The following is a 14,063-nucleotide window of genomic DNA, read 5'->3' as shown; positions in this document are numbered from 1 at the left end:
GTGCAGGACCGTCTTTTCGCATGGATGCGAAAAGCGAGCCCCCATGGATGGGTTCACGGCGTGTCCTGCACAGCCACCCCGCCCCGCCAACAACCAGCCCTGCAGCTCTTGACGTTGGCTTCTGCACTTGAGCAAGTGCCGGCAAATACTCACCCCTGCGCAGGCGCGCCGTGCAGGTAATCCAGGCTGACCTGCAGCAACGCCCGCAGGCCGACATCCAGCGCCTTTTCATCCAGCAGGAATTTCGGCGAATGGTTCGCCGGCGCCTTCGCCGGGTCGATGCCCTCGCTGGTGGAACCGACGAAGAAGAACATCCCCGGTACCTCCTGGGCGAACAGCGAGAAGTCCTCCGCGCCCATCTGCAGCGGCGGCTCGTACACATTGTCCTTGCCCACCACCGCCTGCAGGCTCGGCAGCATGCGGGCGGTCAGCTCCGGGTTGTTGACCGTGGCCGGGTTGCCTTCGGCCTCGTAGATCTCGGTCACCGCCGTCGCTCCGTGCGCCGCCGTGGTGTGTTCGGCGACGTTGCGCAGGTCGGCGAAGATCTGCTGGCGCATGCCCTCGTCGAAGGTACGGATGGTACCGACCATCTCCACCTCGTCGGGGATGATGTTGTAGCGGATGCCGCCGTTGATCGCCCCGAAGGTCACCACCGCCGGCTGCTGGGACAGGTTGGTGCGACGGCTGACGATGGTCTGCGCGGTGCCGATCAGGTCGGCCGTGGCCACGATCGGGTCCACCCCGTTCCACGGGGCCGAACCATGCGTCTGGCGGCCGATCACCTTGATCCCGAAACGATCCGATGCCGCCATCAGTGGACCACCGCGTACCGCGATCCTGCCGGCCTGTACGCTGGAAAACACGTGCAGGCCGAACACCGCCTCCGGCTTGAAATCGGCGAACACGCCTTCCTTCAGCATCAACGCCGCACCGCCCTCTTCCGGCGGCGGCGCTCCTTCCTCGGACGGCTGGAAGATCAGCATGACCTGGCCCGGCAGGTCCTTGCGCATCGCCACCAGCGCTTCGGCCACGCCCAGCAGGGTGGCGGTGTGCGCATCGTGGCCGCAGGCATGCATGACGCCGACCTGCTGGCCGCGGTAGGTGCTGGTGGCCTTGGAGGCGAACGGCAGCCCGGTCTGTTCGGTCACCGGCAGCGCATCCATGTCCGCGCGCAGCGCAATCTTCGGGCCGGGCTTGCCGCCTTCGATGATCGCCACCACGCCGTGGTGGGCGATGCCGGTCTTCGGCTTCAGGCCCATCGCGCGCAGCCGCTTGGCGACTTCAGCCGACGTCCGCTCCTCGCGGTTGGACAATTCCGGATGCTGGTGGAAATCGCGACGCCACTCCACCACCTGGGCCTGCAGGCGCTGGGCGGCGGCGGCAACCTCGGGGCGCTCGGCGGTCTGGCCGTGGGCGAGCATCGGCAGGGCCAGCAACAGGGCGGATGACAGCAGCGCGCGACGGGGCATCGGGATCTCCACGGTAGGGTTGCCCTTGAATGTAGGCCAAGCCGCCCCGTTCGGGAACCTTCGCACGCTGGCAGGGTCGGAGCATCCGGCCCTTTTGGCATGCAGGCAGCGGCACCGCCCGCAGGTATGCTTGGCACCTTGCCAGCCGTGCGCCTTGCCCGGCCCAGCCCCCAGGAGTGATTGGAATGTCGCGTTTGTGGAAGATCGTGCTGCTGGTGGTGGCAGTGTTGGTGGTCGTCTTCATCGGCCTGCGCATGGCCGGTGGTGGCAAGGAGCAACCGTCCGGCGACGCCGCCGCCAGCGCTGAGCGTGGCGGGCCGCAGGCCGACGCCGGCCCGGTACCGGTGACCGTGGTCGAAGCGCAGCGCCAGGACGTGCCGGTGTACGCCAGCGCGCTGGGCACGGTGAGCGCGATGAATACCGTCACCGTCAGTCCGCAGATCGGCGGCCAGCTGATGAGCCTGAACTTCCGCGAAGGCCAGGAAGTGAAGAAGGGTGACGTGCTGGCGGTGATCGACCCGCGCAGCGCGCAGGCAAGCTACGACGAGGCGGCTGCCGCCAAGCGCCAGAACCAGGCCCAGCTGGCCACCGCACGCTCCAATTACCAGCGCTCCAGCGCACCGGAGTATGCCCAGTACGTTGCCAAGACCGACCTGGACACCCAGCGCAACCAGGTGGCCCAGTACGAGAGCGCGGTGGCCGCCAACGAGGCCAGCATGCGCGCCGCCCAGGTGCAGCTGCAGTACACCCGGGTCACCGCGCCGATCACCGGCGTGGCCGGCATCCGCGCGGTGGACGCCGGCAACGTGGTCAGCGCCGGTACCGCCCTGGTCACCCTGACCCAGGTGCACCCCATCCACGTGGTGTTCAACCTGCCCGAGCGCCAGCTGGGCGACGTGCGCGCCGCCCAGCTGGCCGGCGCGGTGCGGATCGCCGCGCTGGACCGCACCGATGCCCATGTCATCAGCGGCGACGGCACGCTGGACGTGGTGGACAACCTGATCAGCAGCGACAGCGGCACCTTCCGCGCGCGCGCCCTGTTCGACAACCAGGCCAACCTGTTGTGGCCGGGCCAGTTCGTCAACGTGCGGCTGCAGCTGCGCACCATCGGCGGCGGCATCGTCATTCCCACCCAGGCCGTGATGCGCGGACCCGACGGTGAGTTCGTGTATGTGGTGCAGGCCGACAACACGGTCAAGATGCAGACCGTGCGCAGCGGCGTCGAAGTCGGTGACAGCCACGTACAGGTCACCGAAGGCCTGAAGGGCGGCGAGCGGGTGGTCAGCGAAGGCCAGTTCCGGCTCAAGCCGGGCGCCAAGGTCAACGCGCTGAAGCCGGGCGAGACCCCGGCCGCGCCGACCGAAGCCGAACTGAAGGCGGCACAGCAGCAGAACGGCGGCGGCCGCCGCGGTGGTGGCCCGCGCTGAGCGCGGGCATCGCCTGAGTTACCGGCGCCGGCACTTCTGCCGGCGCTGTCATGACGTTCCAGCAAGGATCCGCCCGTGGGCTTTTCGACCCTCTTCATCCGCCGCCCGATCGCCACTTCGCTGCTGATGGCGGGCCTGCTGCTGCTCGGCATCCTCGGCTACCGCCAGTTGCCGGTATCGGCGCTGCCGGAAATCGATGCGCCCAGCCTGGTAGTCACCACGCAGTATCCCGGTGCCAACGCCACCACCATGGCCTCGCTGGTGACCACGCCGCTGGAACGGCAGTTCGGGCAGATCTCCGGGCTGGAGCTGATGACCTCCGATTCGTCGGCCGGGCTGTCCACGATCATCCTGCAGTTCTCGATGGAACGGGACATCGACATCGCTGCGCAGGACGTGCAGGCCGCGATCCGCCAGGCCACCCTGCCCTCCTCGCTGCCCTACCAGCCGGTCTACAACCGGGTCAATCCGGCCGATGCGGCCATCGTCACCCTGAAGCTGACCTCCGATACGCGCCCGCTGCGCGAGGTCAACAACTACGCCGATTCGATCCTCGCCCAGCGCCTGTCGCAGGTGCAGGGCGTGGGCCTGGTGTCGATCGCCGGCAACGTGCGCCCCGCCGTGCGCATCCAGGTCAATCCGGCGCAGCTGTCGAACATGGGCCTGACCCTGGAAGACCTGCGCAGCGCGCTGACCCAGGCCAACGTCAGTGCGCCGAAGGGCTCGCTGAACGGCAAGACCCAGTCCTACAGCATCGGCACCAATGACCAGCTGACCAGTGCCGCCGAATACCGCGACACCATCATCAGCTACCGCAACGGCGCGCCGGTGCGACTGTCCGACGTCGCCAACGTGGTGGACGGCGTGGAGAACGACCAGCTGGCGGCGTGGGCCGACGGCAAGCCGGCGGTACTGCTGGAAGTGCGCCGCCAGCCGGGTGCCAACATCGTGCAGACGGTGGAGCGCGTACGTGCCCTGCTGCCGCAGCTGCAGGGCGTCCTGCCCGCCGACGTGCACCTGGAGATCTTCTCCGACCGTACCGAAACCATCCGTGCCTCGGTGCATGAAGTGCAGTTCACCCTGATCCTGACCATCGGGCTGGTGGTCGCGGTGATCTTCCTGTTCCTGCGCCGCCTGTGGGCCACCATCATTCCGTCGGTGGCGGTACCGCTGTCGCTGGCCGGCACCTTCGCAGTGATGGCCTTCGCCGGCATGTCGCTGGACAATCTTTCGCTGATGGCGCTGGTGGTGGCCACCGGCTTCGTGGTCGACGATGCGATCGTGATGATCGAGAACATCGTCCGCTACATCGAACAGGGCAAGAGCGGCAAGGAAGCGGCGGAGATCGGTGCCCGCCAGATCGGCTTCACCGTGCTGTCGCTGACCGTTTCGCTGGTGGCCGTGTTCCTGCCGCTGCTGCTGATGCCCGGTGTCACCGGCCGACTGTTCCATGAATTCGCCTGGGTGCTGAGCATCGCGGTCACGCTGTCGATGCTGATCTCGCTGACCCTGACCCCGATGATGTGCGCCTACCTGCTCAAGCCGGACGAACTGCCGGAAGGCGAAGACGCGCATGAGCGTTCGGCGGCGGCCGGCAGGCAGAACCTGTGGAGTCGCACCGTCGGGCTGTACGAGCGCAGCCTGGACTGGGTGCTGGCCCACCAGCCGATCACTCTGGCGGTGGCCGGCGCGGCGCTGCTGCTGACCGTGGTGCTGTACCTGCTGATCCCCAAGGGCCTGCTGCCCGACCAGGACACCGGCATGATCACCGCCGTGGTCCAGGCCGACCAGAACGTGGCCTTCCCACAGATGGAACAGCGCACCAAGGCCGTGGCCGAGGCACTGCGCAAGGACCCGGACGTGACCGGGGTGTCGGCGTTCATCGGCGCCGGCAGCATGAACCCGACGCTCAACCAGGGCCAGCTGTCGATCGTGCTGAAAGAGCGCGGCGAGCGCGACGGCATGGACGTGATCCTGCCGCGCCTGCAGCACGCCGTGCGTGACATCCCGGGCATCGCGCTGTACCTGAAGCCGGTGCAGGACGTGACCCTGGACACGCGCGTGGCCGCCACCGATTACCAGTTCGTGCTGTCCGACGTGCAGGCCGATGAAGTGGCCACCCATGCCACGCGCATGACCGAAGCGCTGCGCAAGCGCCCGGAGCTGGCCGACGTGGACAACAACCTGTCCACCCAGGGCCGCGCGTTGGAACTGAACATCGACCGCGACAAGGCCAGCGTGCTCGGCGTGCCGATGCAGACCATCGACGACACGCTCTACGATGCGTTCGGCCAGCGCCAGATCTCCACCATCTTCACCGAACTCAACCAGTACCGCGTGGTGCTGGAAGTCGCGCCGGAGTTCCGCACCAGCACTGCCTTGATGGAACAGCTGGCGGTCGCCTCCAACGGCACCGGCGCACTGACCGGCACCAATGCCACCAGTTTCGGCCAGGTGACCTCGTCCAACTCGTCCACCGCGACCGGCATCGGCAACCAGAACACCGGCATCACGGTGGGCGGCGGCGGCATCATTCCGTTGTCCGCGCTGGCCGACAGCAAGGTGACCAGTGCCCCGCTGGTGGTCAGCCACCAGCAGCAGCTGCCGGCGGTGACGATCTCCTTCAACGTGGCCCCGGGCTACTCGCTGTCCGCAGCGGTGAAGGCCATCGAAGAGACCCAGGCCGACCTGCAGCTGCCCTCGCAGGTGCACGCGCAGTTCATCGGCAAGGCCGCCGAGTTCACCGGCAGCCAGACCGACGTGGTGTGGCTGCTGCTGGCGTCGCTGGTGGTGATCTACATCGTGCTGGGCGTGCTGTATGAAAGCTACATCCACCCGATCACCATCATTTCCACCCTGCCGCCGGCCGGCGTCGGCGCACTGCTGGCGCTGATGCTGAGCGGGCTGAGCCTGTCGGTGGACGGCATCGTCGGCATCGTGCTGCTGATCGGCATCGTCAAGAAGAACGGCATCATGATGGTCGACTTCGCCATCGAAGCGCGGCGCACCGGCGCCAACGCGCACGAGGCGATCCGCCGTGCCTGCCTGCTGCGCTTCCGCCCGATCATGATGACCACCGCTGCGGCGATGCTGGGTGCGTTGCCGCTGGCATTGGGCACCGGCATCGGCTCGGAACTGCGCCGGCCGCTGGGCATCGCCATCGTCGGCGGGCTGCTGCTGTCGCAGCTGGTCACCCTGTACACCACGCCGGTGATCTACCTGTACATGGAGCGGTTCTCCGAATGGCTGGCGCGACGCCGCGAACAGCGTGCGCTGCGCCGGGAGGCCCGCCGAGGCCACGGCCCGGCGCGGGAGCCGCAGGCGTGATCGCGTCCGCGTGCAGGGACGGGGTACGTCATTGAACATCTCCGGCCCCTTCATCCGCCGCCCGATCGGCACCGCGCTGCTGGCGATCGGCCTGTTCATCATCGGCCTGATCTGCTACCTGAAACTGGGCGTGTCGGCGCTGCCGAACATCCAGATTCCGGTGATCTTCGTGCATGCCAACCAGTCCGGCGCCGATGCGTCGACCATGGCCTCCACGGTCACCGCGCCGCTGGAACGCCACCTCGGCCAGCTGCCCGGCATCGACCGCATGCGCTCGTCGAGCTCGGAAGGCAGCTCGCTGGTGTTCATGATCTTCCAGAGCGATGTCGACATCGATTCGGCGGCGCTGGACGTGCAGACGGCGATCAATTCGGCCCAGGCCGACCTGCCGTCCGGGCTGGGTTCGCCGATGTTTTCCAAGGCCAACCCCAACGATGACCCGGTCATCGCCATCGCGCTGACCTCTGAAACGCAGTCGGCCGACGATCTTTACAACGTAGCCGATTCGCTGCTGGCCCAGCGCATCCGCCAGATCACCGGGGTGTCGTCGGTGGATATCGCCGGCGCCTCCACGCCGGCAGTGCGTGTGGACGTCAACCTGCGGCTGATGAATGCCCTGGGGCTGACCGCCGATGACCTGCGCAATGCGGTCCGCGCGGCCAACGTCACCTCGCCCACCGGCTTCCTCAGCGATGGCAACACCACCACCGCGATCATCGCCAACGATTCGGTGGCACGCGCGGCGGACTTCGCCAACCTGATCATCAAGACCGGCGCGGACGGGCGCATCATCCGCCTGCAGGACATCGCCAACGTCTACGACGGCCAGCAGGACGCCTACCAGGCGGCGTGGTTCAACCACAAACCCGCCGTGGTGATGTATGTGTTCACCCGCGCCGGTGCGAACATCGTGGAGACCGTGGACCGGGTCAAGGAGCAGATCCCCACCCTGCGCGATTACCTGCAGCCGGGCACCACGCTGACCCCGTATTTCGACCGCACCCCGACCATCCGCGGCTCGCTGCACGAGGTGCAGATCACCCTGCTTATCGCCCTGGCGATGGTGGTGCTCACCATGGCGCTGTTCCTGCGCCGGCTGGCGCCCACGCTGATCGCCGCCGTCACCGTGCCGCTGTCGCTGGCCGGTGCCGCGCTGGTGATGTACGCGCTCGGTTTCACCCTGAACAACCTGAGCCTGCTGGCCCTGGTGATCGCGATCGGCTTCGTGGTGGACGATGCGATCGTGGTGATCGAGAACATCATGCGCCACCTGGACGAGGGCATGCCGCGCATGCAGGCCGCCTTCACCGGCGCGCGCGAGATCGGCTTCACCATCGTGTCGATCACCGCCTCGCTGGTCGCGGTGTTCATCCCGCTGCTGTTCGCCAAGGGGATGATGGGCGCGTTCTTCCGCGAGTTCACCGTCACCCTGGTGGCGGCCATCGTGGTGTCGATGATCATCTCGCTGACGCTGACCCCGGCCTTGTGCAGCCGCTTCCTCGATCCCCACGCCGATGCTGGCAAGCCGACCCGTTTCGGCCGTTGGTTGGACGCCGGGCACGACCGCATGCTGCGCGTGTATACCCGCCTGCTGGACTTCTCGCTGCGCCATGCGCTGCTGCTGTCGTTGACCCCGCTGATCCTGATCGGCGTCACCATCTTCCTGTTCGGTGCGGTGAAGAAGGGTGCGTTCCCGCCGCAGGACACCGGCCTGATCTGGGGCCGTGCCAACTCCAGCGCGACGGTGTCCTTCGAAGACATGGTCAACCGCCAGCGCCGCATCACCGACATGCTGATGGCCGACCCGGCGGTGAAGACCGTCGGCGTACGCCTGGGCAGTGGCCGGCAAGGGTCCAGCGCGCAGTTCAACATCGAACTGAAAGCGCGCAAAGACGGCCGCCGCGAAACCACCGCGCAGGCGTTGTCGCGCTTGAGCGCCAAGGCCGACCGCTACCCCGACCTGCAGCTGCGCCTGCGCGCCATCCAGGACCTGCCGAGCAACGATGGCGGCGGCTCCAGCCAGGGCGCGCAGTATCGCGTGTCCCTGCAGGGCAACGACCTGGCGCAGCTGCAGGAGTGGCTGCCCAAGCTGCAGGCGGTGCTGAAGAAGAACCCGAAGCTGGCCGACGTGGGCACCGATGTCGACGACGCCGGACTGCGCCAGAACATCGTCATCGACCGGGCCAAGGCCGCGCGCCTGGGGATCTCGATCGGTGCCATCGACGGTGCGCTGTACGGCGCGTTCGGCCAGCGCCAGATCTCCACGATCTATTCGGACATCAACCAGTACAGCGTGGTGGTCAACGCCCTGCCCGAGCAGACCGCAACCCCGGGTGCACTGGACCAGGTGTACGTGCGTGCGGGCAATGGCGAGATGGTGCCGCTCACCGCGGTGGCCGAGCAGGTCCCCGGCCTGGCGCCTTCGCAGATCACCCACGAAAACCAGTACACCACGATGGAGCTGAGCTACAACCTGGCGCCGGGCACCAGCATGGGCGAGGCCAAGGCGATCATCGACAGCACCGTGGCCGGCATGCGCATGCCCGGCGACATCCGGCTGGCGGAGGGCGGTGGATTCGGTTTCGATTCGGACCCGATGGAAATGCTGGTGCTGGTGATGGCCGCGATCATGACCGTGTACCTGGTGCTGGGCATGCTGTACGAAAGCCTGATCCACCCGGTGACCATCCTGTCGACCCTGCCCGCTGCGGGCGTCGGTGCGCTGCTGGCGCTGTACGGCACCAACACCGAACTGTCGGTGATATCGATGATCGCGCTGGTGCTGCTGATCGGCATCGTCAAGAAGAACGCGATCATGATGATCGACTTCGCGGTGGTGGCCCAGCGCGAGCACGGCAAGAGTGCGCTGGAAGCCGCGCGCGAAGCCAGCATCGTGCGCTTCCGCCCGATCATGATGACCAGCATGGTGGCGATCCTCGCCGCGGTGCCGCTGGCGATCGGTATCGGCGAAGGATCGGAACTGCGCCGCCCGCTGGGCATCGCGATGATCGGTGGCCTGCTGTTTTCGCAGAGCCTGACCCTGCTCAGCACACCGGCGCTGTACGTGATCTTCTCCTGCCTGGCCCAGCACTGGCGCAGCTGGCGCACCCGCCGCCGCGAAAAGAAGCTGCTGAAGCGCGCCGCCCGCGCCTGAGCCGCCAAAAAGGGGACGGAGGGGATTAAGTCGCTTTCAGCTCGCAAAGGGCGATGAACGACTTAATCCCCTCCGTCCCCTTTTTGCTAAGATGCGCGCCAGCCACGGTCTGACGCCCCTTTGCGGCGCCCCCGCTGCCGGTTCCCGGCCAGCCTGCCTGATCCAGCCATCGACCCTCTCCCGCCATCTGCTGATCGCGGACGGCGCTGTGCTGTCCGCGGAGGACTCCTTCGATGCCGTTGTCCCGTTTCCCCCGCCGCGCCCTGCTGGCTGCTGCCCTGCCCTGCGCCTTCACCGTGCACGCGCAGTCCGCCACCGAGCTGGACGCGGTGAAAGTCACCGCCGAACGCACCCACGCCAGCACCGGCGCGCTGGGCGATCGCAGCCTGCACGACACCCCGTTCGCGATCACCGCCGTCGGCCGGGAGCAGATCGAGCAGCGTCAGGTGGTATCGCTCGGCGAAGCGTTCCTGCTGGACCCGTCGGTCACCACCCAGGTCAGTGCGTATGCCAGTGGCTGGAGCTCGCCGATCCGCAACCGCGGCATCGACCTCAGCTACGACAGCTACCGCGTCAACGGCCTGCAGGTGTCCTCGTGGGGCACCGAATGGCCACTGGAAGTCATGGAGCAGGTCGAGCTGCTGAAGGGCCCCGGCGGCTTCATGTATGGCTTCGGCCAGCCCGGCGGCATCGTCAACTACGTGACCAGAAAGCCGACCGACACCGCCACGCTGTCCGCGCAGCTGGGTTGGCGCGAGCAGGGCATCGTCAGCGCCGGCGTCGACGCCGGTGGCCGCTTCGGCAATGAGCAGATGTTCGGTTACCGCTTCAACGCTTACCAGGAAAAGGGCGAAACCTTCAACGGCGGTGAAGTCGACCGCAAGGTCGCCGCGCTGTCGCTGGACGCACGACTGAGCGATGCGGTGACGTGGACCTTCGACGGCGTGTTCCAGCAGCGCGATCTGTCCGAGGAGTCGCCACAGTACTACTTCATCGGCCTGACCTCACTGCCGCGTGCGGTTGCCGGCGATGTCGACAACAGCATCCCGGGCAGCTATTACGACACCCGCTCCAGCCTGCTGTCGACCGCGCTGGACTGGCAGATCAGCAGCCTCTGGAAGGCCACCTTCAGCTACGGCTTCACCACCTCCTGGAACGACGTCAACAAGATCTTCGCCTACATCGACGATACCAACGGAGACTACGACGTCAATGTCTACGAGCTCGGCGGCAAGAGCGAGTGGAAGCTGGCGCAGGCGCTGCTGCAGGGCAGCTTCCAGACCGGCCCGCTGAAGCACCAGGTGGTAGCCGGTGTCAGCCACCAGACCGGACTTGGCTGGGACCGCCCATATGAGTGGAGCACCATCGGCCGCGGCAACCTCTACCAGCGCCCCACGCTGCGCCATGATGCAGTCGGCTCGCGCGTGCTCAGCCGCGGCAGCGAGACCGTGCAGAAAGCCCTGTTCGCCAGTGATACGGTGGACGTCGGCCACGGTTGGTCGGTGCTGCTGGGTGCGCGTTACAACGATTTCGAGAACAAGGGCAGCTACCACACCTATCCGGTGACACCGACCTACGCGGTGATGTTCAAGCCCGATGACGCCTGGACGCTGTATGCCAGCTACGTGGAGTCGCTGGAAGCGGGAAGCCGGGTCGGCACCGATTACATCAATGCCGGCGACGTGCTCGATCCCACCATCAGCAAGCAGCTGGAAGTGGGCGCGAAGATCGAATCGTCACGCTGGAGTGGCAACGTGGCGGCTTTCCGGCTGGAGCGCGGTGCCAACATCGACCGCCTCACCGATGTCGGCAGGCTGCTGGTGCAGGACGGCATCACCCTGTACGAAGGCATCGAAGCCAGTGCCGATGTGCGGGTTACCGATGCGCTGACGCTCGGCGGTGGTGCCACCTGGCTCGACCCGACCTACGACAAGCTGTCACCGGACAGCGCAGGCCAGCAGGGGAATCGCACCGTCGGCGCGGCGCGCTGGAGCGGCGTGCTGCACGCCACCTGGCAGCTACCCTGGGTGGAGGGGTGGGAGGCCTACGCGGCTGGCCGCTACTACGGCGATGTCTGGTATGACGCGGACAACAGCTTGAAGCTGCCGGATTACACGCTGTTCAACGCCGGCGTCGGCTACCACATGCAGGCCGCCGGTCACGCCGTCACCTGGCGTGGCAGCGTGGAGAACCTGACCAACCGCCGGTACTGGTCCAACGCAGGCGTCGGGCTGCCGCGCACTTTCGCCGTCAGCGTCCGCCTGGACCTCTGACCCATACAGGGGACGGCCTCCGTCCCCTTTTTCACGCGGGTGCCGCAATAATGGAGGCTGATGCTGCTGCCGAGCCCGCATGTCCGCCCGAGAATCCCGTCTTAGCCGCCTGTGGGCGCACGAGAAAGCCAGTTATGGGCTTCGTGTTTTCATTGCCCTGGGTACGGCGATGGCGGTGTGCTGGCATTTCGACGCGCTGCCCGCATTGCCCGGTGTATTCCTGGGCATCATCGCCAGCGCCATCGCCGAAACCGACGACAACGCCTGGGGCCGCAGCAAGGCCGTGGTGTTGTCGCTGCTGTGTTTCAGCCTGGCGGCGGCCGCGGTGGTATGGCTGTTCCCGATGCCTTGGGTGTTCATCAGTGCGCTGGCGTTGTCTACCTTCGGGTTGACCCTGCTCGGCGGACTGGGCGAGCGCTATGCCTCCATCGCCCAGGCCACCGTGACCCTGTCCATCTACACGATGATCGGACTGGAACAACATGGCGCCGATGACTGGCGTACGTCACTGGATGCGGTCAGCCACCTGCTGGCCGGTGCGAGCTGGTATGGGCTGCTGTCGATCCTGTGGGCGGCGTTGTTCGCCAACCGCCCGGTGCGCGAACGCGTAGCGCGCCTGTACGTTGAACTGGGCCGCTACCTGCAGTTGAAGGCCACCCTGTTCGAGCCGGTGCGCGAGGCCGACCTGCAACGCAGGCAGCTGGCATTGGCCGAACAGAACCGCCGGGTGGTGGAAGCGCTGAACATCGCCAAGACCGCCATCCTGGCCCGCTTCGGTCGCTCCGGACGTCCCGCCGTGAACTCCGGGCTGTACCTGCGGCTGTACTACACCGCGCAGGATTTCCACGAACGCGCCAGCTCGTCGCACTACCCGTACGGGGCACTGGTGGACGCGTTCTTCCATAGTGACGTGCTGTACCGCTGCCAGCGCCTGCTGGACCTGCAGGGGCAGGCCTGCGCCCGGCTGGGGGAAGCGATCCGCGTGCGCCGCCCGTTCGTGTACGGCGACAGCAACCAGCAGGCCGCGCGCGATCTGGTTGACTCACTGGACTTCCTGCGTGCACAGGACCGCCCGCAGTGGCGTCGGCTGCTGGCCTCGCTGGACCTGCTGGTACACAACCTGCAGAGCATTGGCCGCCGCCTGCTGGATGCCGAGAATTCAGATTCCACGCTGGACAACGTCGACACCCGCCTGCGCGACAACAACCCGCATACCCTGCGTGAGATGGCCACGCGCCTGCGCCAGCAGCTGACCCCGGGCTCGGTGTTGTTCCGCCACGGGCTGCGGATGGCGATCGCGCTGGTGGTGGGGTTCACGGCCATCTCGCTGTTCAATTTCCAGAACGGTTCGTGGGTCCTGCTGACCATCGTGTTCGTGTGCCGCCCGAACTTCGGCGCCACGCGGCAGCGCCTTGCGCAGCGGATCGCCGGCACGCTGGGCGGTCTGGTGCTGACCTGGGCGTTGCTGCAGCTGTTCCAGGACCTGCACAGCCAGTTGCTGATCGCACTGCTGTCGGCGCTGCTGTTCTTCTTCACCCGTACCGACCGCTACCTGGTGGCTTCCGGCGCGATCACGGTGATGGCGCTGACCTGCTTCAACCTGATCGGCGATGGTTTCCTGCTGATCGTGCCGCGCATGGTCGACACCGTGCTCGGCTGCGCGATCGCCGCCGCTGCCGCCTTCCTGATCCTGCCGGACTGGCAGGGTCGCCAGCTCAACAAGGTACTGGCACGCGTACTGGACAGTGCCGCGCGCTACCTGGAAGCGGTGCTGGGCCAGTACCGCAGCGGCATGCGCGATGACCTTGCCTACCGCATCGCGCGGCGCGACATGCACAATGCTGATGCAGCGCTGTCCACGGCGTTGTCGAACATGCTGCGTGAGCCCGGCCATGTCCGCCGCAACCTCGATGCGAGCTTCCGCTTCCTGGCGTTGTCCAACACGCTGCTGGGCCATCTGTCCGCACTGGGCGCGCATCGCGACCAGGTCGACAGCTTTGCCCAGGACCCGCTGGCGTTGTCCGCCGGCGAACGCGTGCAGCAGTCGCTGAAGCAGCTGGCCACCGCGCTGGCCGAACGCCAGCCGATCGTGGACGATGACGGCGAGGGCGACCGCGGCATTGCAGAGCAGCTGGAGCAGTTCGACGATGCGATGCCACCAAAACTGCAGTTGATCCGCACGCAGGTGGCGCTGGCATTGCGGTTGCTGCCGAAGCTGCGCAGGGCGGCCGATGAGGCGGTGCAGGGACCGGTGCGGGAGCGGGCTGCGAACGGGTGAGACCCCCTCGCGGGTGGCTGCTGTTTGAAGCCACAGCGTTGAGTGGGCCGGGCGGGGAGGCTATGCGGGGCACGCGCAAGTACGTCCATGTAGCTCTTCGCGGCTCCTGCCGCTCAAGGCCCCGCATAGCCTCCC

General features: G+C 67.0%; 6 protein-coding genes. 5 read left to right on the top strand and 1 reads right to left on the bottom strand.

Annotated elements, in window-relative coordinates; genetic code table 11:
- Positions 1-149: 149 nt before the first annotated feature.
- The gene (locus ABE522_RS16665; protein ID WP_346592657.1) at positions 150-1,469 is read right to left on the bottom strand and encodes a M20 family metallopeptidase; all 1,320 of its coding nucleotides are present in this window, start codon (positions 1,467-1,469) and stop codon (positions 150-152) included.
- Positions 1,470-1,654: 185 nt separating this feature from the next.
- Here ABE522_RS16665 and ABE522_RS16660 point away from each other — a divergent pair, with 185 nt between their 5' ends.
- The 5 genes from ABE522_RS16660 to yccS all read left to right on the top strand — a co-directional run bounded on the left by ABE522_RS16660 (position 1,655) and on the right by yccS (position 13,928).
- Positions 1,655-2,896, top strand: a complete 1,242-nt coding sequence (locus ABE522_RS16660; RefSeq protein ID WP_346592656.1) for an efflux RND transporter periplasmic adaptor subunit — start codon at positions 1,655-1,657, stop codon at positions 2,894-2,896.
- Between the two features lie 75 nt (positions 2,897-2,971).
- Entirely contained in the window at positions 2,972-6,223 is a 3,252-nt protein-coding gene (locus ABE522_RS16655) for an efflux RND transporter permease subunit (protein WP_346592655.1), read from the top strand.
- Between the two features lie 31 nt (positions 6,224-6,254).
- The gene (locus ABE522_RS16650; RefSeq protein ID WP_346592654.1) at positions 6,255-9,377 is read left to right on the top strand and encodes an efflux RND transporter permease subunit; all 3,123 of its coding nucleotides are present in this window, start codon (positions 6,255-6,257) and stop codon (positions 9,375-9,377) included.
- Positions 9,378-9,610: 233 nt separating this feature from the next.
- Positions 9,611-11,650, top strand: a complete 2,040-nt coding sequence (locus ABE522_RS16645) for a TonB-dependent siderophore receptor (protein ID WP_346592653.1) — start codon at positions 9,611-9,613, stop codon at positions 11,648-11,650.
- A gap of 79 nt (positions 11,651-11,729) precedes the next feature.
- Positions 11,730-13,928, top strand: a complete 2,199-nt coding sequence (gene yccS / locus ABE522_RS16640; RefSeq protein WP_346592652.1) for a YccS family putative transporter — start codon at positions 11,730-11,732, stop codon at positions 13,926-13,928.
- Positions 13,929-14,063 lie beyond the last annotated feature (135 nt).

Origin of the sequence: Stenotrophomonas lacuserhaii, assembly GCF_039674585.1 — a bacterium.
GTDB lineage: Bacteria > Pseudomonadota > Gammaproteobacteria > Xanthomonadales > Xanthomonadaceae > Stenotrophomonas > Stenotrophomonas pennii_A.
This window is presented reverse-complemented; position numbering and strand designations above follow the sequence as displayed.